The organism is Ruminococcus flavefaciens, from assembly GCF_900108555.1.
GTDB classification, from domain to species: Bacteria; Bacillota; Clostridia; order Oscillospirales; family Ruminococcaceae; genus Ruminococcus; species Ruminococcus flavefaciens_P.
Genome location: NZ_FNWV01000006.1, coordinates 1 through 25,421 on the forward strand (window position 1 = coordinate 1; position 25,421 = coordinate 25,421).

Annotated in this window: 12 protein-coding genes and 1 tRNA gene; 8 read left to right on the forward strand and 5 right to left on the reverse strand. The window is 40.2% G+C overall.

The genetic code is table 11. The features are described from left to right. A partial coding sequence (locus tag BLW60_RS09290) for a reverse transcriptase family protein (RefSeq protein ID WP_074716691.1) occupies positions 1–667 on the forward strand: 667 nt, incomplete at its 5' end. Positions 668–846: 179 nt separating this feature from the next. Beyond that, positions 847–1,449, forward strand: coding sequence for a recombinase family protein (locus BLW60_RS09295; protein ID WP_074716692.1), 603 nt, complete (start codon positions 847–849; stop codon positions 1,447–1,449). A gap of 54 nt (positions 1,450–1,503) precedes the next feature. Here the strand turns inward: BLW60_RS09295 and BLW60_RS09300 are convergent, their stop codons facing one another. From BLW60_RS09300 to BLW60_RS09320, 5 genes are all read right to left on the reverse strand, one after another. Continuing rightward, positions 1,504–1,725 (reverse strand): hypothetical protein, encoded by a 222-nt coding sequence (locus BLW60_RS09300; protein ID WP_074716694.1) that lies wholly within the window; start codon positions 1,723–1,725, stop codon positions 1,504–1,506. A 552-nt stretch (positions 1,726–2,277) separates the two neighbouring features. Beyond that, a tRNA-Trp gene (locus BLW60_RS09305) sits at positions 2,278–2,353 on the reverse strand. A 164-nt stretch (positions 2,354–2,517) separates the two neighbouring features. Continuing rightward, entirely contained in the window at positions 2,518–5,529 is a 3,012-nt protein-coding gene (locus BLW60_RS09310; RefSeq protein ID WP_074716696.1) for a carbohydrate-binding domain-containing protein, read from the reverse strand. A 290-nt stretch (positions 5,530–5,819) separates the two neighbouring features. After that, the gene (locus BLW60_RS09315; RefSeq protein ID WP_074716698.1) at positions 5,820–7,247 is read right to left on the reverse strand and encodes a lipopolysaccharide biosynthesis protein; all 1,428 of its coding nucleotides are present in this window, start codon (positions 7,245–7,247) and stop codon (positions 5,820–5,822) included. Between the two features lie 130 nt (positions 7,248–7,377). Next, positions 7,378–9,054, reverse strand: a complete 1,677-nt coding sequence (locus BLW60_RS09320; RefSeq protein ID WP_074716700.1) for an EAL domain-containing protein — start codon at positions 9,052–9,054, stop codon at positions 7,378–7,380. A 528-nt stretch (positions 9,055–9,582) separates the two neighbouring features. Between BLW60_RS09320 and BLW60_RS09325 the strand changes: the two genes are divergently transcribed. The 6 genes from BLW60_RS09325 (at position 9,583) to BLW60_RS09345 (ending at position 25,127) form a co-directional block, all read left to right on the forward strand. Further along, positions 9,583–10,644, forward strand: coding sequence for a hypothetical protein (locus BLW60_RS09325; RefSeq protein ID WP_139283396.1), 1,062 nt, complete (start codon positions 9,583–9,585; stop codon positions 10,642–10,644). Between the two features lie 445 nt (positions 10,645–11,089). Then, the gene (locus BLW60_RS16805) at positions 11,090–11,242 is read left to right on the forward strand and encodes a hypothetical protein (RefSeq protein WP_175460913.1); all 153 of its coding nucleotides are present in this window, start codon (positions 11,090–11,092) and stop codon (positions 11,240–11,242) included. A 57-nt stretch (positions 11,243–11,299) separates the two neighbouring features. Then, the gene (locus BLW60_RS09330) at positions 11,300–12,385 is read left to right on the forward strand and encodes a hypothetical protein (protein WP_074716704.1); all 1,086 of its coding nucleotides are present in this window, start codon (positions 11,300–11,302) and stop codon (positions 12,383–12,385) included. A 21-nt stretch (positions 12,386–12,406) separates the two neighbouring features. Continuing rightward, entirely contained in the window at positions 12,407–13,306 is a 900-nt protein-coding gene (locus tag BLW60_RS09335; RefSeq protein ID WP_074716706.1) for a hypothetical protein, read from the forward strand. A gap of 24 nt (positions 13,307–13,330) precedes the next feature. Beyond that, positions 13,331–14,389: a hypothetical protein gene (locus BLW60_RS09340; protein ID WP_074716708.1), complete on the forward strand. Its 1,059-nt coding sequence runs from the start codon at positions 13,331–13,333 to the stop codon at positions 14,387–14,389. Between the two features lie 13 nt (positions 14,390–14,402). Then, positions 14,403–25,127, forward strand: a complete 10,725-nt coding sequence (locus tag BLW60_RS09345) for a hypothetical protein (RefSeq protein WP_074716710.1) — start codon at positions 14,403–14,405, stop codon at positions 25,125–25,127. Positions 25,128–25,421: the final 294 nt, after the last annotated feature.

The window sequence follows — 25,421 nt, forward strand, 5'->3', positions numbered from 1 at the left end:
TCTTGATAATGCTGCTCCACATGTTGGAAAAGAATGCGTTCTGAAGCTCGATATATCTCATTTCTTTGATAGTATTGACGATGATAAAGTATTATTTGTAATGAAAAGACTTGGGGTGTCAATTACTGCAACAGTATTGTTTACGCACCTATGTACATATAAAGAGAAGCTACCACAGGGTGCTCCTACTTCTCCATATATTGCAAATCTTGTAATGAAGCAGTTTGACGAAAAGTTAGGACATTGGTGCAGTGAGTATAATATAACCTATACACGCTATTGTGACGATATGACATTCTCAGGCGATAAGGCTGATATACGCAGTGCAAATGTTATTAGTAAAGTCAGGCGTATGCTTTATCGTATGGGATTTACGATCAATGATAAGAAAACCGTATTTATCAGTTCATCGCAGCAGCAGAGAGTTACGGGCATAGTTGTCAATGAAAAGCCAACGCTGTCCCGAAGTCAGAAACGAACTCTGCGTCAGGAAGTCTACTACTGTCAGAAGTACGGAGCAGCTGAGAGTATCAACCGCAAAGGGCTTGATATATCTCCCGACAAATATCTGCACTCGCTCCTCGGACGTATAGCGTTTGCACTGCAGGTTGAGCCAGATAACTCCGAGATGAGAGAATACTTTGAAACTGTTAAAAACTTGATATGAAACCAAAGCCGCCAGTAATGGCGGCTGTTTTATTATGCGAAAACAAAATAAGGTGTGTCAAAAAGTATAGGTTTTGATACACTCAAAAAACGGCTGAAAAAGCGTTCCAAAAAGTCCGATTCTTAGTTTTGGAATGTATCGAAACTGCGCAGGACTTTTTGGGACAGTTAGGAGGGGAAATGGACAACAGGATCTATGGGTACGCAAGAGTATCTTCTACAGGTCAGAACGAGGACAGGCAGCTTGAAGCACTTATCAAATTCGGAGTACCTCAGCAGAACATTATAATTGATAAAGCCTCCGGCAAAGATACTGAGCGTGAAGGTTATCAGTATCTCAAGCGTCAGATACTCCGTAAAGGAGACACGCTCGTCATAAAGGAACTGGATAGGCTCAGCCGTAACAAGTCCGACATTAAGCGCGAGCTGGAACAGCTCAAGGATATGGGTATCCGTGTGAAGATACTGGATATCCCTACTACACTTACTGACTTTCCTCCGGAGCAGGCGTGGGTACTCGAAATGATAAACGCTATCCTCATAGAAGTACTCGGAGCTATAGCTGAGAATGAGCGTAACAAGATACGAGCACGTCAGCGTGAAGGTATCGAAGCTGCTAAAAAGAAAAACGTCCGCTTTGGACGTCCGCCAAATTCTCTGCCTGAGAACTGGCACGAGGTAATAGCGGAAGTCCGGTGCGGGAACAAAAAGCCTGTAGAAGCTATGCGTGAACTAGGAATCTCTAAGTCCTGCTATTATCGACTAGCTCATAATGTGAAATGAAAAAAGCATCGGTTATTAAAACCGATGCTTTTTCGTCCATCTGATTATGCTTAATCAAAATTCCATGTCATATGGATTGGTGTAGCACATTGGATCCAGTGGGAAACAATCATAATACTCAGAAAGTTCTTTCTGAGCTTTATTCTTTTTCCTCATAGCTTTTTCATTGGCTTTTCTCGCCTGATAAGCCTTGTTGTTCGGATTGTGCTGATTAGCATAATCATTAAGCTGAGCTTGACTGTGCGTTTTAGATGAAACCACTTTTTTCTTAGCCATGAACTTTTTTCTCCTTTCTCCTTGATTCCATAACGCTATAGATGCACTACGAGGATGCGGGCGTACTATTTACGCCACCTTCTAAGCTGAACCGAGAAATAGAATTCTCGATAATCCCTGCATATGAATAGCTCTCAAGGGTGGAGAATAATTTTTATATCAAATAAAAATTATCATATATATCATAACACCATTTAAAAACTTTTTCAACAATCAAAATATACAATAATTACCTATTATTTTATATATAATGCTATTTGCTATAATATTGATGATACCAAATGTGTTATTATAAAAAACTAGCTCCCGTATGGGAGCTGGCTTATTTGATATGATACCTTTCTGCACATTATCTGGTTTTTTTACGTGTGAAATTTGCTTCACGGCGTGAAACAAATAATGATTTTTGTGAGTTTTTTTGTGAAGCAAACGCGCATTTACATGAGTAAATATGCAGTTCCAACCGCCTATAAAACGCTTAGAACCGTGGTTTATAGGCAAGAGAAAAGCCTGTATTTCGGTGCTTTTCTCGAAATACAGGCTTTAATGTTCTGGCAGGGGCAGAAGGACTTGAACCCTCGGCACGCGGTTTTGGAGACCGCTGCTCTACCAACTGAGCTATACCCCTATTGTTTTTGCTGCTCATCAACTGCAACATGATAATTATATCAGAAAATGAATAAAATGTCAACAGTTTTATAAAAAATTTATTTTTTAACTTTATGTTGATGATATTTCATATAAATAATGATAATTCACCCCCTCGAATTGAGGGGGTGAACTGTTGTATCATTAGAATTTTAATGCTGAACGGATGATCTGGAAACGAGCGATGAGGAAGTCAATAACTGAAGTGTTGTTATTGAACATTCCGCCGCCGCCTCCGCCGAAGCCGCCAAAGCCGCCGAAGCCGCCTCCACCGAAGCCGCCTCCACCGAAGCCGCCGCCGCCGAAGCCGCCGAAGCCGCCTTCAAATGCCCAGCTTTCTTCTGTGGTTATAGTATCTTCGGGTTCATCAGAGTTGAACTGGAAGCCCCAGTTGCCTTGCTGGCCCCACTGCTGGTTGTTGCCCTGCTGACCTTGCTGGCCCCACTGCTGGTTGTTACCCTGCTGACCTTGCTGGCCCCACTGCTGGTTGTTACCCTGCTGACCTTGCTGACCCCACTGCTGGTTATTGCCCTGCTGGCTGCCGCTTGTCTGGAGACCATTAGCACTCTTTGTTGTATTTGCGTTGAACTGATCAACTGTGAATGCTGAAAGCGGATCTGCCTGAATGTGAGGACGGATCATGTCAGCGATATTGCTAACAAATGACTCTGGGTCGCTGTAGTAGTTAAGAATATCCTTTACATAGCCGACATACATATCGTAGTATTCAGGTATCTGGAGAAGTCTTGCGAAAGGTCTGTACTCGAGAGTAGCCTGATAGAGGCTTGTAGTGATATCAGAGTTTACAGCATCAGTACCGCCCATAAAGTTACCTAAGCAGAGGTTGTAGTCCCAGCCTACGAAGTAATGCTTGCCGCCTGTATAGATAAGGTAGTAGTTATGTGCCAGTGAGCCGTTATAGCTGTCGTAGTTACACATTACAGCGTTAACTGCAAAGCCCTTGAGGAAGCTTGGAACGTCCATGATATCCTCAATGAACTTATAGTTTGAAGAAGTCATCTTGTTGATAGCTGTCTTGAGCTCTTCAAGGTGTGTGAGCTGCTCGTCGTTACCGAATTTAAGGTCGAGGTTGCTTACAGGCATATTCTGTGTGAAGGTGCTGTAGCTGTCACCTCCGCCCATTCCACCCCACATACCGCCGCCGCCGGCCTGGTTGCTTCTTTCGGTAGCCTTGTAGAGGTTGGAATCGTCATCTATAGCATAACGCTCTGCGAGAGTTGTACCCGGCTGCTCAGCGATCATGTAGAAGCTGTAGAGCTTGCCGTTGAGGTACATATCGGAGTATCCTGCCTTAGGAGCAACGCCGTCTATCTCATACATAGCATCGTAGCAGATGATATCTCTCATGCATGAAGGATCTGAATAGAAGTTGTTTACGCAGAACTCTGTGAGTCCGTGGTAGTTGTTGAACTTCTCATACTTATCAAGCTTGAAGCGGAAGCTGTACTTGCCGTTCTGTACCATCATTCTTGAGCTGTTGCCCTTTGTTCTGATACCAACGTTCTTGATCTCCTCGCCGTCGATGATAACATCACAAGGAGCCCATTCTTCCTGCTGAGCGACCTTCATGAAGTTGTTCCAGTCATTCTCTGACATCTTGACTTCGACCTTATGAACTGATGACTGATCGAAGAGCTCGCCGTAGAGCTGTTCAGCATCGTCCATATCGTTGTTTACGTCCTTGAATGAAGCAGGCTTGCCTGCCTTGAAAGTATTGCCTGCGCTGTACTTCTGCTTGATACCGCCTGCAAATAACTTGTAGCTTGCGCCGTCTGCAAGATCAGGTGAAGAAACAAGAGCAAACTTATACTTCTTGAGAGTATTTACTTCAAGAATGATCTTGTTTGAAGAATCAGTAATAGCTATAGGATTGTTCTTTGACCATTCCTTTGCAAAGTCGAAGAGCATAGCTGACTGAGCTGTGGAAGTAAGGTTCTCTATCTGGCAGTCTGTAGCAGTAGCAACGATAGTACCGCCTGTAAGGCTGATATTACCTGTGCTTGTAAGGCTCTTGTCGCCGTTTGCACTGATATCGCCGCCTGAGATATTGATATCTGTTTCAGCCTGGATAGCATCACTGCCGCTCTTTATGCTGATCTTACCGCCTTCGATATCAACGTTGCCCTTTGAGGACTTGATACCGTCACCTTCAGCCTTGATGCTAACAGTACCGTTCTTGATAACAACTGACTTCTTACCCTTGATAGCGTCGTTTCCGTCAGTTTTGTTGAGAGTGTCAATATTGAGCACACCGCCTGTGATCTTGATATCGTTGTTACATACGATAGCAGGCTGAACGTTGGCAGTTATAGTGAGAATACCTGTGCCCTCATCGCCGCCCTTGATAGTGAGATCGTCCTTAGCTTCGATAACAGCACTTTCAAGGAAGTCACCTGTATAAGCAGCCTCTGTATCAGAGATAGTATTCTCTGTTCCGTCTGCGATAGTGATAGAAGTCTTGTCTGCATTCTTTATAAGAATAGCAGGAGCGCTCTTGCCTGTGATCTTGACACCGTTGAGCACGAGTTTTACGGTATCGGGATCAGCCTTGTCATCAGGAACTTCAACGTAGATCTGACCGTCACTGAGAGTACCGTCGATAGTGTAAGTACCTGAATGTGAGATAGTTACCTTTGATCCGCTTGCTGTTGCATATTTACCGTCAACAGTTATTGAGCTGCCGTTGAGGTGGATCTTTGTGTTTACATCTTCCTTAGGAACTGTAACTACTGCTTCTGTAGTAGTTGTTGCAGTAGTTGTGGTAACAACAGCAGTAGTAGTGCTTGTCTGACCGCCGTTGTCCTTGTAAGACTCGGGAAGTGAAGTAATAGCATTGAGCAGGTAACGCTGTATTGAAAGAGCGTCGCTTGAAGTAAGACCCGAACCTCTTTCAAATACATCGGCTCTGTCTGCGCCTTCCTGAGTGATATGACCTTCTGCTGTTCCTGTTACTCCGTATTTGCTTGGATTTGCAAGAGACTGCATTATAAGAACTGCGTCTGACATATCTACGGTTCCGTCGCCGTTTGCGTCACCATAAACGATATCTGCTGCTGATGCTGTGGTTACTGCCACAGCCGCTGAGCTAAGTATACAAGCAGACACTAAGCCTGCAAGCATGGCTTTCTTTTTCATTAGTATCATCCTCCTAAATATCCTTTTTCGAGAGATATTATTAATAGATGATTACATAATAATGAATATATCTTAAAATAATCTTAAACCAACCTTAAAAAACAGCACTTTTGCCGTAAAATATGAAAAATAATTATTTTTTGACTTATTTTGTTTATATCAATTAATAAAATGTTTTTCGGGATAAATGAATGTTGGCAGAACCTTGTACTTAAATAATATTACTTTGATCCTTTAATGTCATTATAAAGTCAAAAATAAAGCTCCGTAATAAACGGAGCTTTTACCTATTATTTTTTCATAAGCTTATTTACTGTTGTAAGCATCGGGCGATAATTTAGAGCGGTCATACAAGCGGTGAGGAGAAGCTCCCAGAATATGCAGCCCTTGAAGCTGAATATCACAGGCATACACATAAGCAGCAGAATGACTGTATTAAGTATCGTCCTGATGACTGAAAAGTTAAAAGGCACATAATACCTTGCGTCTATCATTCTTATACAGTAGCACAGCAGATAGCTGAGGAATGTTGCCAATGCCGCACCCTGGATACCCCACGAGGGGATAAGTCCGAGGTTAAGTATAATATTCACGATAACAACAGCTATTATGGAATAGAAAGCGTTTTTAGTGTGTTTAGTAGCCGTGTAGATACCTGCAAGGAAAAGATTGAGGCAGGTAAAAGCGGCAGCTTCGATCAGCAGGGGAGTGAAAAGAAAAGCTTTTTTGTATTCGGGAAAGGTAGTATAGTTTATGAGAAGAGCGGATACGGGCTTTATAAAGAGTATTAATGCTGCCGAACCGATGAAAAGCAGGGATTCGTATGCTGAATATACCTTTGAATAGAAGTTGTTGCGGTCAGCGGAGTCGTTTTCGGTTATAGCGGACATATTCCACGCCTGAAAGAAAATAGTGGAAAGCATGGTGACGATATTGGGTATCTTCGTAGCTGCGGAGTATATTCCTGCTGCGTCCTTGCCGAGAAATACGGTATCACTGTGCATATTTCCGATGAATATCTGATCTGAGAAGCCTGTGAATGTCCACATTACTGTTGTAGGTATAAGAGGCAGAGTGAAGCGGAGCATACTTTTTCCAAGTTCCTTGCTGAAACAGCTGATATCAGCATATTTATGCAGACCTGCGGCTATAAAAAGGAAAACAGTGGAGCATATATCCGAGAATATTATCGATATTACAAATCCTTTGACTCCCATTCCAAGCTTTGAGATGAATAATATGTTGAATATGAAAAGTAGTATGGTAACAAATATACCGTCGGCTGAAAAAAGCGTGACCATTCCTCTTGCTCTTACGAACTGTGAGCACAGTCCTCTCAGAGCGGAGGCGAATACCAGAAAATAAAGCAGGATTGAATATCCTGTTATGGGCCGCAGTATAGGTATAAAATGCAGAAGCGGCACGATGGGGATCATTACGGCGAGTCCGCACAGCATTATAAGTCCTGCTGTGGTAAAGACCTGTTTTTTATTGTACTGCTTGTCGAGACCGTATCGCACTATAGCTTCACTAAGGGAAAATGTGAAAACGGGAAGCAGGAAAACTACAAGTATCTCAAGAAGTGATTTCGTATACAGGTCGGACGGACTGATATGCTTTGTATAAAGGTTATTGAGCAAAAGCGAGAATATTTTTGCACCAAAGCTGCCCACAGCGAATATTACAGTATTCATGGCGAGCTTTTTGTATTTATTCATTTGTATCCCTCCGAGAATTCAATATTACTATTCTACCACTTATCAAGCAATAAATCAATGCTTTTATAAGAAAAAAGGGATAAAAACAGCCATAGTATACTGAATTCGAGTCATTATACTATGGCTGGATTTAATTAAAATCATCAAAAGTCTCTTCAAGTGCCTCCAGAGCCTTTTTCTGCGCAGACGGAGACATTGACTGAATGACGAAAAGAAATCTTTCACCGTCCTCTACAGTGGTCCTTATTATCCTTATATCTCTTATTATAAATTTGCCGTCCTGATTTTTGATGTGGAATGGCTGCTGGAGTATAGGATTTTCGGTTTTCTCGATATGCTTTTTTACGAAGCTGATATCGGTGAACTTGATAAATCTCTCGCGTTCGCTTTCGATAACTTCATTCTGCGCAAAAAGCACTCTTGCTTTATCGAGAGGCATTGTGAGGTATTCGTTGGTGAAGCCGATCTTTGAGTAGAGTCTCGTTATGATACGGTTGTTTTCGTGGTCGATGATAGTTATATGGTCGTATGTGTCGATGAGGATACGGCTGTATTTTTCAAACATCTGCTCACGGTTGGCAGTACGTGCGGGATCGAAGGTCTTTATGCTTGCGGCAAGCATATATTTGCTGTCTGTCTTGGCTATGCACTTTGTTGAGTAGGTAAAATACACAGCGTTGGCAAAATGGTCCTTCTTTATGAGCTTGCCTGTTTTCAGTGACATCTCTATCTGCTCGTTGATGTTCTGGAAATAAACTACAGGCATACTTTCTATAGCTTCTTCCATTTCTCTTGTATTGTTATAACCTAATTTATTGATCTCGTCAAGGTAGGCTCTGTTTGCGTACTGAAACTTCACCTTTTTGCCGTCTATCTCGATGAGTGCAAGCGCGGTAGGACTTTCGCGCAGTACAGATGTATCGTCGATAGGAAAGTTATCTGAGGATATCTCGTTGAACGGATCGGGACTGAGAAAATTCACCTTGCCGATAGTGTCCCAGTAATCGCTCTCACTGCGTTTTTCCACCGTTATATTTGAAGCGCTGAGGTAGTCTATGTACATCTCGCTGCTCATTGGCTTGGAATAATAGTAGCCTTGCAGCATCTCGCAGCCGATAGTGCGCAGGAAGAGTATCTGCTCCCTTGTCTCGACACCCTCGGCAAGAGTGTGTATGCCGATAGCTTTCGCCATATTAACTACGGACGAGAGTATCTTCTTGGAGCGCATACCGATATCGCTGAGGAAACGCATATCTATTTTCAGAACGTCAAAGCTGTAGTCCTTTAACACATTCAGCGAAGAATAGCCGCTTCCGAAGTCGTCCATGAAGATAGCGAAGCCTGCCTCATGGAAGCTGTCGAAGATCCTGCGGAAATAAGCGGTATTGTCCAGCATTACGCTCTCGGTTATCTCGATGTGAATTGCAGTTGACGGGACGTTGTACTTCTCTAATATATCGGAAATAGCTTTCAGCATATCCATTTCGTTGAAGTCGAGACGGGAGAGGTTTATTGAGAACGGGTGGAGCGGCAGACCTTTCTCGCGCATCTCATTATAAGTATAGCAGATGTTTTCGAGTATCATAAGATCGAGCTTATGGATAAGACGATTTTTTTCGAGAACGGTTATAAAGAGGTAAGGCGAGAGGAGCCCCATTTCGGGATCCTGCCAGCGAGCAAGAGCCTCAACGCTGCATATCTGTTCTGTAAGAGTTCTGATAACGGGCTGATAATAGGCTTTGATATAGCCTTTTTTCAGCGCAGTATCGAAATTCCTGATAATATATTGTTCATCAATATGCTGCATAACAACTCTCCTTTACAAGATAGTATGAAAGCAATTGTCGGGTATTGCAGTGTTATATATATTCATATTCAAATCATATTATAGCACATAGTACGGGACAAATCAATGGGAAATGCAAAATTAACGGAAATTTTAAAAATAAATGATTTTACTGCCGAATAAAAGTCAATTTTGCAAAATATCACAAAAATGCTGTTTACAACAGTTTAACTCAAAAAAATAATATACCACGAGTATTGAAAAAGCAGCTTAAAAAGCGAGTGAAAAAACTTCTCATTGTGCAATATAACAAAAATAATCTAAGAATAATAAAAATTTAGGAAAGTTATTGACAAAACAACTTGCGTGGTGTATAATATGATTGTAAACAAAAAGTATAAACCACACAACACAAAATGTGTGACCTTAAGGGGTATGAGGCAGCCGAGCCGTTAATTCGGTAAATATATTATGAAAGGAAAATGACCTATGATGAAAAAGAATATGAAAAAGAAAAGCACAGCGAGAAAGCTTTTACCGGCTGCCGGAATGTTAGCTGTATCAGCTTCAATGCTTGCAACATCAACCTACGCTTGGTTCACAATGAACAAGACCGTTACAGTTACTGGTATGGCACTCAAGACTAAGGTTGGTTCTAACCTTTTGATTTGTGATAACAACGTTGAAGCAGATTATAGTACTGTTAATCTTGTTCAGGGAAGAAAAGCCCTTCTCGAACCAGTTTCTTCGGCTACTGGTTTAACTGGCTCATTCTGGTATACAACAGATGCAAAGGCTGACGGTGATGCTGCATCAGAGGTTTATACAGCTTATGCAGAGTCAACTGATCTTACAAATGATAATGCCGGCAAAACAAGTGCAGATCATACTTTTAATGTTAAATATGCTATTGCCGGAACAGGAACAACAGAAACTGGAGAAACAGATGCTGCTAAGTGGGCTTCTAAGGTTCAGGCGACTGATATGACAGGTCTTGTAGCTCCTGCTTATGGATATGTAGATTATATTTTCTACATTAAGGCAACTTCTGATGAAGCTAATCAAGAAATTGCAATGACAGAATGTAATCTTCTCAGAAATAACGCTGCAATAGCTAATGACACTTATGATGTTAATGATGATCTTGCATGGAGAGTTGCTGTATTTGCTGATGATATTACTGCTAACGGTGGTAAGGGAAATACAGGTGAATATGCAACTACTGTAGGTGCGCTTGATCCTGCAGGTTCAGGAAAAACAGCAAAGGCTATCCTCACTCTCGAAAATTCAAGAAATCAGTCTAATAAATTAGGCTTAGATAATGCTCAGGCTATAACAGCAAATAATGGCGGATTGACAACTGTTTCTTATAATACTTGGAATGATACAAACTTGATTTCCATGGGTAGTACAGCTGGTAGCACTAAGTATATTAAGGTTACTGTTCGTGTATGGCTCGAAGGCGAAGATACAACTTGTAAGTCATCTACATACGCTCTCTTAACAAGCGAGTACGAACTTGCTGCTAAGTTTGAGTTAGTAGCTTCAGACGGAAGTGGTGTTGCAAATATTCAGTCTGATACAAGCAAAGTAAAAGCCCCAACTGATTAATGCTAAGCACTAATCACTAAAAACTAACCCCTAACAACTAATTGAATAGAGCTCCTCCCTAAGCTCGACATAAAAAAGCTTTCATGATCATTCCTCCATATAAAAGGTTTTTACAGCCTACTTGAATACTTCTCCCCGACAGGCAACAGTCTGGTGGGCGATAATTAAGAAAACTTCATCATAGGCTCATAAATACCTCTATAACGTAACGAACCCCTCTGAGCACGGAGGGGTTCGTTATTGGTTAGCAGATATACAAATAGTAATTATTTGCCCTCGTTATACATTTTTATATGCACATTTATTACAAAGAGTAAACACTATTATTAGCCATTATGCACATTGAAATATGATATATAAAAATGATATAATAAAGTAGGGTAGTAATGCCTTTATGCCATAGCTATGCCCTTTTGACTATATAATGCGTTCGGAGGTGCGGCGTATGAAATTGAAAAATAAGAATGTGGATACTGCTGCCCTTAAGGAAGAAGAGCGCAGGAAAATGAAAAGGGCTGCCTTGATAAAAATGCTTATTATCGGCATATTCCTTGGAGTCGTTATCATCTGGGGCTCGATGCATATGATAACAAAATAGATGACCGCTGAAATAGCGTAAATACGTCATTTTATAAGGAAAAGTGAGGTGAAGCAGATGAATGATATAAAGAAGAAATTTCCTATCGGCGAACTGCCGCAGTCTGCTTCATCGAGCAGTCCGAAAGTTGATGAACTTGCCGAGAAGAAGAAAAATCAGAAGAAGTCGCTTATCAAGATGGGGGCTATGGGAATTTTAACATTAATTTTGTTAATTTTTTCCTCGCTTTCATGGTTTACGATGAACAAAGAGGTTTCTACGAGCAATATGGCGGTCAGCACCGCTGCCCTGCCTTTTGAGTTATCAGCAATAAATAATGAAACAGACTTCGACCATTATCTTGAAGCAGAATCAGCACATACCGATGTTGACCAAACTTCTGCCGAGGTTGATACCATCAAGTGGTTTATGAATGATTTAACAGCTACTGATGAGAATAAGGGACTTCACCCTGGCTCACACGGTACATTTTCATTTAATCTTTACCCAAAACAAAGTGAAAATATGACAGTTAAGTTCAGCATAGAAACCTCAGCTTATCAATACGATACAGATGAGTATGGTGAAAGAATTAAAGATGCTGATAATTACGATACAATAGTTCAAATAGCTGCTAATCAGCCTGCTGCAAAATACGTTTCGGGACATATAATATTTTTTGAAAGCTACGATTCGACAACAGGCTACTATTCAAAACGAATAGGCAACTATTTCTTATACGATACTTCTGCACATTCCGCAGATGCACAGACCGATGAAAGTGGAAAGACCTATTATCCGATAACAATACATTGGATATGGGCAAATACGTTTGGTCAGTATGTGCTTGATAAAGGCGATGTAGACCTTCGTGATGCTGCTTTATTCAGTACATCACAGGCAACATATACACCTGTTGGATCAAATACGGCAATAACGCCAAGAAATGAAATGATACAATATATCAAGACCGACAGCGGATCGTATTTTTTTGACAGTCTAAATACAAGTTCAGCTTCATTAGACACGATGCTGTCATCTCCGGCGAACATCAAAAGCTATATTATTCCGCTGAGTAACGGCTATAATAATGCTGATCAGGTAATCGGAGAAAATGTTGATCTTATCATGTGTGAGCTTTTAGCCACTACAAACCTTGAATAACAGCGAAAGGAGGAAAGCATGATGGAAGATAAGAAAGCTAACAAAATAAGCAGTTACTATGCTTATTTCAAAGGACTTCCTCGATATATGAAGATTGAGATATTGGTTGCTTCGTTTCTCACTTTGACTATCCTTGCTGCCCTCCCCGTTTACGCTTGGTTTACTGACAGACGGCAGTTAAAAGACATGAAAGAGGTCAATGCACCTACAGGATTATTTATCTCTGCTGCTCAAAAAGAGGATATAAAGTATCTTAACTTGTCAGGTATCGACCTTAAACAAGAAGATACTTCCGGACACAGAATCACAAGCAGCTATTATGTATTCTGTGTCTATGGAGCTTCAGCTCGTGCTTATAATCTTCAGCTTGCATATACTACAAACAATCCGTTTGAATATAAGATTTATCCTGCTATTGCGTGTAATGATAACGATGCAGATAAAAAAGTAGATTATCGTGCGCACGATTCAAACGGCAACCTGACCGATACCGTCTATCATTATAAGATCGACGGTAATCAGATTTCTGATGGAAACAGCATAACGAGGAGAGTTCGTGAATCCATGAACTCTGATACAACAACTGTATACAACCAAACTATTTCAACAGCTTTCTTAAATAAGAATAGCGCATCTGATAGAACGGCTAATAGTTCAAAGCACTCACTCGCTTACGGTTCTTATTCAGATGTTCAACAATATGCCGAGCCTGTTTATTGGCAGGCGTATGGTATACGTTCATCTTTGCCTGCCACGGCAGGAGCTGATGACGAGTTTGTTGACTACTATATTCTTGAAGTGAATTGGAACACTGCATATCAGAATGCCGTTGCTGCCGGTACTGATTTGACCAATGACAGAGAAACGGATATTATCTATATCATAGCCGAGTCAACATCTTGGACTGATCCAAATTCATAATTTTATTAATGAGGAGGGCAAACCATGAAACGAAAGATAATACGCTTTTTTACAAAGCAATGGGCGTTAATATGGCTTCTCGTGGCTTTAGCCGTTCTCGGCAGTGTTATTTCTTATGCTGCATATACAAAAGCTAATAAAGGGAAAAGCGTGGTAGCAACCTATGAAGAATCAGGTGACAGGTTTTCATCAAATTATATGAATATCGGTTCACCGAGCGAGAATCCGCAGTATTCGTATGCGATAGACAATCAGACTGCACCTACAGCGAGTGTAACGATATGTAACTATGCTCAGGGAAATTCCGGTTTCTTCTATGATCGGGATATTGATTATTTACTGAATATTCAGCTTGTAAAAAGTGACGGAACAGCGGTATCGGCTGCTGAAATAGGTGACAAACAAATCACGGTTTCATTTGGAGAACATAGCCACATCTTTACAAGTTCCAGTCTTACTATTGGCAGCGATTGGAGTGGAAAACTGCTTCGAGGTCAAGCATCAACAGATATTTGTAATATTACTTTTGATGTCAAGCAAATTGCCGAGCTTGATGATGATTCCAAAACAAAGCTCTTTATACAAATGACAGCTACTCCTAATCCAACAACAAATTATCGTGACCTGCATTCCATAAGCATGAGAATGGGAGTTAGCAAGAGACACGATCAGGCAGAAGCTGATTGGGAAGGCTATTTCAATGATGATGCAAGTGCCAAAACAGCAACTGCCGAATCACCGATTGCTCTCGGCTCAAAAGACCTTGATGGATTTAATTATGCTATTGAGGGCATAGGCAAAGGTCAGATCGAATTAAAGTATGATTCAACAAAAATTGAAATCAATCAACAATTCGTGTCAGAAGTAAGCGGAACGCTTTCTCCTGCTGATGCAAACGGTATTAGAACACTTACTTTTAATGTCAATTCTAACGATACCCTAACAGGTGATGTTATTGCATATGGTATCAGCCGTTATGATACTCAGTTTTATAAGACAAGCAAAACTGCCAGTGACTACGAAACGTGGTATAAGATAAACGGATATATTACTTCCTTCGCATTTACAGAAGATGCTTCATAAGGTGGGTGAAACTATGAAAAAGAACAAGACTAATATTCAGCCTGCAAAGCGAAGCCGTAAGGCAAGAGTGACAAGTGCAATTGTAGCGGCTGTTCTTGTCATGAATAATCTGCCGTTAAATGAAATGAACGGTGATTTATCACCTATCGGCAAAATGTTTAGCTGGTTGAGAGCGAATACCTCTTTTTCTGCTTCGGCACAAGATGTTCCAACTGCCGATGAAGATACTGATGTAAAAGATGATATTAAGAATGATACTGTTGAAAAAGACACAGCCGAAAAAGAAGATGTTGAAATAGAGACAGTTGATGATGATACTGCTGAAAAGGAAGACATTGAAAAGGAGACCGTTGAAGATAATCCCAATGAAGGAAATAGTGGCTTTAGAGCGTTTACAAGACTGCTTAATGCCTCTGGTGATACTTCGATTGAGGATTACACTCCTGAGCAGTTCAACATAAATGTTACAGGTATCACGGAGGGAGCATCTACAACCGAATATACTATCAATTCCTATACACAGTTGGTCTATTATTCAAAAATGTACAATGAATATGCAGATACTTCTTCATTAGATCACTCGACTGATATTTTAAATATTGGTTTTACATCAGCTACAAATGTTGAATATAGCGGATATGAAAGCATCGGAACTTTATCAAAGCCATTTAAGGGTACTATAAAAATTTCTTCAACCGCTTCATCAAACATGAACTTAGCTGTACCAATGTTCAATTATTTAGATGTTGCAGCACAAATAACGGACGGTACAACGGGAGCAAATAATATTCGTTCACTAACAATTACTAAAACAGATTATGTTATAGCTCCTCTTTTTGCAAATCATGTTGTAAACAGCGATAGTGTTTCAACTGAAGCAAAATGGGAAATTATTTCAAGTTATATAGAGGACAATTCTCATAATAAAACATCTTATGCTTATGCCGGACTGGTAGGAGATATTGCTGCAAATTGCAAAGTGAATCTTAAGTACACAAATAACGCTACCGATGATGAAGGAAACGTTAATGTATCCGGTTCTTCTGATTTAGGTTTGTTCTGCGGCTCACTTGGAGCTAATTCGGTATTAACTGCAAATCTTGATTCATCCGGGACGAATACTAACTATTCTATCACTACAACAAGTGGTTCGGCAGGCGGTATTGTTGGCAAGATGGCTTCCGGTTCAAAACTGACCCTTACAGGTTCGGGCTTTGGCAGTGTAACACAGTCTATAAACGGTGCAAACTATGCTGGCGGTATCGTGGGCGAGGCTCAAGATGCATTCATTGGAACAGACACAACAACAGAGCCTACTGCTGATATGAGCATCACAAGTGGATTTAAGGCTTCAGGCACAACGCTCAACGGCGGAACTGCATCGGGTTATCTGTTTGGATACTATGAGAATACTGCTTCCGATACTGCTTCGGGCAATGTTGTCACACCTGCAAAGAAGTTTACAATAGATAGTTCTTTCAGAAATGTTCCTCTCACGTTTGCATCAAATAATGCAGGCGGTTATTTCGGTGTTCTTGAAAATATTACAGCAAGTGCAGGAACGATCGTTTTTGATGGTAATGTAAGTGATGTTTCAAGTGTTAATGATCAAGATGCAAATAAACTGTTAAAAATAAATTTCGGAAGCGGCAAGTCCGATCAAGGCGGTGTGATTTATAAATATAAGACAAATAATTTACAGAACACACTGAATGTCAAAAATACATATGTTTACAATAATACCTCTAACGTAAAAAAATACGGCGGTGTTGTTTCTACAATAGACGATTCGGTTGCTGCGGCTTATGTCAAGATTGAGAATTTTTATACTTGGCAGCCACAAGGTGTAACCGATAAATTATCAGGTGGCCTTGTATACTACAGTGGAAATGATAAGAGCAGCTTTATAGATGTATCAGGTACTATCCGTATTAGAGGAAAACTTTATGGCGGATTGGTATACAATATGCCAAAAGGCGTTCTGAAAATATCTGGAACGACCAATCTATCTGAACTGAATACAGGCGATGCAGATATGTCTCCAATAGTCCATAGTAGAGGAAGTTCACTGATATATTCAAAGGGTTCAGGAACTGATAGTTCATGGAGTTTTATCAGACCATCAGCATCTCAGTATATTGATGATGTTTATGATTGGGGACAGGTATTAAGATTAACGGCAAGTGATATTAATGGTAATCAGGTTGTTGATGAATCAAATCTGGTTTCGGGACATTATGTGACGATTCCAACATTCACTGCCACAGCAATAGCAAACAGAGCCGATTTTATTCGCCTTGCTCTTCATATTCAACTAAAATCCGCTTCAAGCGGTGCGACTGGTGACGCACTGGTTATGGCTGGTTCGGATTCTGCAACACTCCTGAGCAATCCGATCACTATAACCTCTTCCAATGATATTGATCTATCTGGAACAGGCGTAACAGGACTAACAAGAGATAATGGGGACACAGCGGTTGAGTTTACAAGTACATTCAACGGTGGAAGTAAAACAATTACACTCGCTGTTGGTGAAGCATACGGATTTAAATCGGATGGAGATACTCCTGCTTCAAATGTTAATGACGGAACTGTATATAATACCGGAAGAATTTATCGTCATCAATACACTGGATTATTCGCAAAATTAAGCGGTGCGAGCAGCACAAATAAAGTTAAGCTAAAGAATTTAACAATAGATGGCGATTTTTGGCTTGGCGGCATATCAACTGTTTTGTACTCAGGTGGAATTGCTTCTCTCGAAAAAGGGTATGCAGAAATAGAAAATGTCGTTTCTTCTATCAGTATGAATTTCTACAGAAATAATGCAAATGGTTTTGTTGCAGGATTCTTTTCAAATGTTGGCTATAGATATAATAACAATAATAGTGCATATTCCGCTGATATTGATTTTAAGGATTGTACAACCAGAGCATCCATAGATGCAAATACCAACAACAAAGATTATGAGACTTTCTTTGGCGGCTTTGTTTCGACGGTAAATAATGGTATATATAACAAAGATAAAGCGTTAGTTACTCTTACTTTTGGTGGAACAAATGGTTGTAATGTTGAAAGTTCATATACCGAAACTCGTCGAGATGTTCAAACGGCAAAGTATGGCGGACTAATCGCATACTTAACAAAGCAAGGAACAGAATCGGTTGTAAATGTTAACAAACTGTTTGTTAATGATTCTCATATTATGGCGTATGTTAAAACAAGTTCACTTGCACAAGGCTGTGCGGGATTGTTGGGATATGAGTGGTATAACAGTTCAATATACCTTAATGACGTAACAATAGGTAATACGACAGCTTGCAGTATTGAACTTGATAGCAGAAGTTCAAATAATGCTTTGCTTGCCGGACTTTGTACATTCTCAACTGGTTATTGGTGCGTTGATAAGATAGAAATAGATAAACTGAATGTGACCGGCAAAAATGCCAGCCCGTTTGGTATGCTTGTAAATACCGGCGAACGATTAAAAGACGGAACACAGGCATTATACCTTGAATTAAAAGATAAGACACATTATACTATTTCATCTGCTAAAGGCGATCTGACATTTGATCAAATCGGTATATACGATGAACTAATGGCGTATAGCTGGTGGTATAAGAATAATAATGGAAATAAGACGGCTCGTAATAGTGTTGTAGATAATGATGCTGCGGTCATTTCTATTAACACAAATGCTGCCGGAGATCCGGTAATTATGAATGGTTCTTCATGCAACACTTATCAGAATCAATCATATTATGGTAAGAACACTGCTTCCGCAAAAACCAACCCCAATTCACGCTACTATTATAATCTATATACTATCAGAAATAAAACGACAAAAACAAATGCTGATAAACTTATGCTGTGGAGCGTTTATCAATATGCCAACAGCACTTTTAGAAGCAAGTTCAATCCGAGCAATGTGGTAACAAGCGGTTTTTCTATAAGTGGCGATTTGGACATGACCGGATATTCGTATTATCCGATAGATTATTCAGGACCTTTGACATTTGGAGCTATTTCAAAACTGAAATTTGAGAATAAAGGTTTTGAAGATAGTGAAGAGAAAAGTGCAGATGGTGTTGGCAGAACAACCATCGGTACCGACTCTGACCATACTCAGCACTATATGATGCACTGTGGTTTGTTCAGAAACTATAATTCTGTAAATAATACTGCTTATACACTTACCACAAATAATATGGTCATCGAAGGCAGCGTTGGCAGAGTAAACAATGCCGGTTCGGGCTTTATTATATGCGGTACGCTTGGCGGTAACACGAGTAAAGTAACAACATTTAAGGATGCTGATACAAATACTATCAAACTCAATGGGGCTTATGTTAATGGAGCTTATGTGCCTGCTAACGGTGATACACCTGCATCATATCCGTACTCGCCATTGCTTATAAACAAAGTTGCTGCGAACACGACTGTCAATCTTTATGGTGTGCAGACAACTGCCGACGACCTTGCAACGGGAAAATCATATGCAGAGATGCAATCTGCCGATTCGGCATGGAGTGCCGCAAGCAGTTTGATTGGTCAGGTCGGCGCTGAGGACGGCACTTCGACGAATATTAGCCTTGACTTCGGCAAGCTCACTCTCGATAGCCGTATTTCTGATAACAACATACCGTCTGCTACGGTTACATCCGGATCTAATGCAGGAACATACAATAACAATGCTGCTTATTCAGGTGTTTATAAAACGTCCAGAAGCATATTTAGCAGATCAACCTTACTGCATTGGTTTATTTATACAAAAAGCTGTAACGGAACATATAACTATACTGTTGATGAAGATTGGGCAGCAAGCGGTTCATCTCACCCTCATAATGTAACATACGGTCAAGAAATCACATATACCATTGATAATGGTACACTCAAATCAGATGGTACTGTTGAAAAAAGTGATAGTGAACAGAAATGTTATTCGGCAAGCAGACCGTATCTTACCAATCCTCTGTATAAGAATTATTATGCGGACAGAAATGAATACTACGATTTTAGTAAAACTGTATTCAGACCTTATGTTGGTGAATATGACACAATGGACGGAACGGCTCATGTAGAAAAATACCATGAGCTTGAAGTCAATCTTACTGTAGCTAATCTCATAAATGGTTGTGGCTGCTATAATGATCCTTATGTTATTGATGATGCCGAACAGCTTGTTACGCTTGCAAAGATACTTCGTGGTGATACAGTAAACTCTAAATTTGAAGTAAGACTTCCTCATAAAGCAAATAATTATTTTTCAAATAGTAGTACATATAGTACATCTAATACTGGCGACTTGAATCTGAAATGGTGTAATCATAATTCTAATGAGAATAAGCCTTATACAGATTCAAATTGTACTTGTCGTGCGACATTCAGTCCCAACGGTTCAAAATATACAAGTAATCTAACGGGTGTAACTAACGAGTTTACCGATGTTATGGTTCGTACTTACCTTGCGGGTGCATATTATCAGATCACTGATGACCTAATTCTTCCTGCTAAGTTTGCAGGTCTAGGTGCTGGCAACGAGGGCAGATATGCGTTCAGAGGAGTTATTGTAGGCAAACAGGATGCTTATAATAAACTTGATGGTACTGAGGGAACTGAGACAAGGTATCCTTGCATAACTAACAAAAGTGCAAATCCGCTGATACTGACAAGCAACGGCTGTGTTGTCAAGAATGTCATAGTACAAGTGAATGATTTGTCGTATACTTTTGAGCAAACTTCTCCTTCAACTACTCAATTCCAGTATAATGCAGGCTGTGCGAGTTACGGCGCTGTAATTGGAAAGATCATGGGTGGAGATAATATCATTGATAATGTACGGCTCACTTTCAGCAATACAACATTTACAATGGGAAGCGGCTCTCAGGTAGTTCCTGTTGGCGGTTATGTAGGTGCAGTTGTAAACGGAGGTTTGTTCTTCCGTAATATGACCACTAACAAAACAGGACTGTCTGCTGGCGTTTCTTTCTCTGACGGTTCAAGCACTATCAGCGATATACTAACATCAACAAAATATCTATACGTTAATCCAATCATTGGCAGAGTTATTAACGGCTACGCTGTATATGAAGATACTGCAACGACCACAACATCACAGTCATCTATGGCGAACGGAACAAAAAATTATTATATTCCTGGTCTTGACAATTCACTCGCTAAGTTGGAAGTCACAAGCGACGGTAAGATCAATGTAAAAAATGCTCAGGCTATGCTTGTGCTTTCGATAATAGTTAATAGTGGAACAGGCAGTACAAATGATGCAAACGGAACAATTAGCTATAAAGCGAGCGATTTCAAATCCACTCATTCCGGCACTTATGAAGATGTTGGCGTTAGTGGCAAGACACAAAGCAACGTGTGTGATTCGCATATTTTCAATACAGCTAACAATACTATTGCAAACTACTCCGAAGTATATACTTCTTATGCCAAAGGCAAGTTTGAACCATATATCATTTATAAATATACTGAGGGTACTGGAAATGCCCGTGAAATAACCACAACGACCAATTATGATATTACATTCAGCGGCGGTTCGTGGGTATTGAATAAGGGTTTCCGTGGTATCGGCGGATTCAATGTTGATAACATCGGTTATCAACTCGGTGTAAATTCTCTTGACGGCGACAGCACAAATATTTCGCTTGATATGCTGTATAATCACTATCAGGACATAACTGATGCGACGATTGAAAACTATCTTCCTGCTGAATCAAGCGGATTTGGTTTGTTTAATACATTCAAGCATTCAAGCAATTGTACAGTCACTGATCTGACTCTGTCAGGAACAATTGAGGTCAATGCGATTGATCAGACAAGAAGTGACAGCAGACAACGTGTACTTAGCAAGGACGATGCTGTTTTGTCAACCCTCTACCAAAGCGCTGGTTGCTTTGCAGGTATCAAGAATGTAAACAATTCACTAACCATGACAGGTGTAAATCTGTCAGGTGTCAATGTGAAGAGTGCAAGAGATGCAGGGGGGCTTTTCGGTGCAATTACCGATACCTCTACGGTATCAATACAGAATTTCACGGCAAGTGATGTTTCGGTTTCCGGACCATTACGCTCAGGCGGTCTTATTGGATACAATAATTCAGCTTTGACTATTGGCGGTGATGCTGAAAACAACAAATCATCTGTAACGATTAATACCATTTCTTCCGAGAGCATCAGTAAACAAGACGGAACAGTTGGTATTGGCGGTATTATTGGTTCAAACAATAACGGCAGTTTAACAGTTTCAAATCTGAACATCAGCAAATCAACAGCAACCGGAAGTCTTGGAAAAGTTACCGTTGCTAAGAACTATAATAATTCTGACGGCTGGACGCTCAGACCCGCAGGAGGAATAATAGGTATTTCCGCTGGTAATGGAATAACGATCAGCAACTGTAATGTTACAGGTATTACCGTGTCGGCTTATAGGGCTGGCGGTGTTGTTGGCAGACTGAATGGCACTGGAGGAACTATTGAAAATGTTCATCTTAACGGAAACACTAAAGCAGCCTATATCGGCGGTGACAGAGCTACCGGAACAAATAGGGTTGGCGGTATTGTCGGAAATCTTAATGATTCAAACCTTACCATATCAAACAGCAGTGTGACTGCCTATGTTTTCAAGGCATTAGACGGTTATGTTGGCGGCTGTGTAGGCGGGTATGAAAACAGTGCCAAGCTAAACCTTAAAAACTTTATAATCAAGGGAAGCGAATTCCAATCTGCATCAAATGATACCGGTGCTGTTATTGGTAATATGTCTGGTACAAGTAATCAGCTTTTAGGATATAATATTGTGGTTGATACTATTACCGTCCCAAATACTGCGCCAAATAAGTATTCAGGTGATTTAATTGGCTATTTGAATAACAAAACCGTAAAGGTAGTAGGCTTTTCAAGAAGCAGTACACCTACGGCAAGCGCCAATAGCAAAAGCTTGATACACTCAAATGCGGTTCGCTGTGAACAAACATCATTACCTTCGGGAAGCTATATTATCTTCTCAGATTACAATAGTGTTGGCTATGATGGAACAGCTAATAGCGCTAAACCCAAAATTGGCGGAACAGATGCGACAATGGTATCTGCTGCTTCACCGTATGCTACTGTAAATCCCGCACTTACGATCATAAGCGGTAATACTATTCTCTCAGGTGATGCCATTGCAGCAACATCAAATGTTCCTGCTAAGACTATTTTAGCAGATATGCGAACAGGAACAAGCAGTAAGCGATATGATGTTACCACGGCAAAAACAACCTTTGAGAACTTCCTGAACAGTGTAAGCTATGCGAATGACGGCTCACTGAGTAATATTTCAACATTTAAAACAGAATGGAGGGGATCAGCGGCTGATAGTCTGTCACAGGACTTCTCAGTTTTGGTTCTTGAAGATAACAGCCATAAACGAGCAAATGACATGATAACAAGCTATATCAAGCTATTAACAAATTGTGAAGGTTATAATTTCTCGACTGAGCAAAGCAATATTTACAATATAAACATTTATAAAATGCAGTTGATAAACGGTAATTTTGTTGCATCAAATGATGCTAATCTGAAAAGAGAAAGCTCAAACGTAAATTCCAATACAAGATACTATATGGACGGAAATAGCAGTGAAATCGACTCCTCTGAATCTGTTCCAACTTTCTCTTTGATTGACATTAGTTTCAACGATCCAACGGACACCGATAACATTGCGTATCATCTTTACATTCCTGTGTTCGTAAAGAAAATGTTGAAATATGATTTTAGTATTGCAACCGGCTCCGGAACAAATTATGAGAGTGCTTGGTATTCTGCTAACAACAGATTCAGTAAGCCAGTAGTTGAAAACTTAGGTTCGCCTGCTACAATCTATTTCAGCTATACATATCTCCGCACAAGAGAAGAATGGCAAAATGCTGTCAATTACGGAGATAAGTTATTATCTAACTATACTTCTAAAAAGCTGAATATCGCATTGCAGGGCAATCCTGGAACACCAATCAGCAATGATACAGTATTAGTTCTCGTTGACAGAAACAACTATGACAAACATTATTATTCTACTTTTGGGAGAGCAGTATCAAATGGTGAACTGAGTTTGAGTAGTTTCAAAGAAAACATAGACAATACAGGAGCTTCCTTTACCCCAGTATACTTCAACAATTATCTAACAATAACGGCTGCTGTTGATGCGAATGGAAAGTACAAGAAACTTACAGGAACATATGCAGACGATGATGCCGCAGTAGCTGATGGAGCTGAAATACGGGCAACAGATGGGTATTATGCGACTATTGGCGAAGATGAGGTATATGAAGGAACAAAGTATTCATTAACGGTTACCACAGCAAACGATGCTAACACAGGATATGTTCCGATGGAGGAAAGCTACTATATTTCGTTCTTTACACCATCAACAACTGCAATTCAGTTCAGTGACTATCAGATAGATGCTGGCGAAGTCAGCGGATACTCAAGCCCGGCAAGAGTTGGTGTTTCGCAAAATGTTCACGTTGTATTCGGTAACCTGTTCACTCAAAACAGCGTATCAATAACACCAAATTATTCTAATTCCGATTCTGCTGAAATATCTTCCAATAATCCAAGAGTTAATGCAAGATTACGGGCAGAGATATCTTTAAATTCAACTGCTAAAACTGAATTGGATGCTATAATGAGAGATGCTTCGGTTGAAGTTTATCAAAGTTTCCTTGTTTATGCTACTAAACATGATCAAACATCAACTGTTAAGGCAATTGCTAAAAATGCAACTGTTACAGGTAATTACAGTATTAACGGCGTAGCAGGAGTTGAAAAAACCGAAAGCATAACCGGAACGGTAGGGACAGCATACATTGAAGTAAAGACAGGTCAAAACATAAAGAATCAATTACTTGCAGATGGTGCTAATATTGAAGCTGATATAACAATAACATATGCTTCTCCCGATTCGAGAACAGAGCAGTTTGCAGCTTCCACCAATCATGGTTCAGACTACTATACAGATTTTTCTTGTAATTCAAAAGTCGGATATGATTCGGTCAATACGGCACTAAGCAAAAATACCGCAGCGGCTTCTGTATTAAGAGTGATGCATTACTACATAACATCTGTGGACTATGCAAAACTCGAATATAATGCTTATGCGGAGGATAATGCGCCTTATGGTCAGTTAGGAATCAACGCAAGTGATCTTGACGGTGAAACTTCTCCCGTAGAAATTAGAACTCGTGCGACATATGACCTTTCTCCTATTGCTAACGATGTGAGCTATCCTACTTACGATTATGTTATGTGCGAATTGGAACTTAGGCAAAAATCACAGAATTCTGATGATTATAGCGATCCATTAGTTCTAAAGGATTACTTGTCAGGAGTAGTAATAGATGATTCCAACTTCACTGTTGCGTATAAGACTCCAAGAGAAACATCTAACGGAACAACAAAGTATACCTTTGTATTCCCGAGAGCATTGCTTGAAAATACTACAACTCATATCTTGAATATTCCAATCACATTCTATGTGTACACAGGCACTTCTGATTTTGAAAGCAGTCCGTCAAGACTATACTCAAATTATGAGGTGGATTTAACTGTACAGCTTATAGATGATGAAGAAGATTGGAATGTTGATAATAGTGGCTGGGATAAATCGAAACGCACAAAGTTTATAAAGTATACTAATGCGCGATTGTATACCAAGTATATTAAAGCAAGCGGAAGCTGAGGTTACAGTTATTCAACTAATTCAAAGGACACGGTTCTCCAAATACGGAGAGCCGTGTTTTTTTGTCAACTTTGATTCCGGTGGGAGCAAAGTTGACCTGCTACCACATATTTAATCGCCCTCGGAGTGCAAATTTCCGAGGGCTTGTTCATTTGCAGCTCACATTTTTCTCTCTCCGCTGCCAATCAGAACATGACCTGACAAAATTGACAGAATTGACAAAACTGTTTTGTCAGGTTCTTGTCAAGTTCTTGTCAACCCGTTGGAGGCCTATCTGTGCTATACTGAAATTAC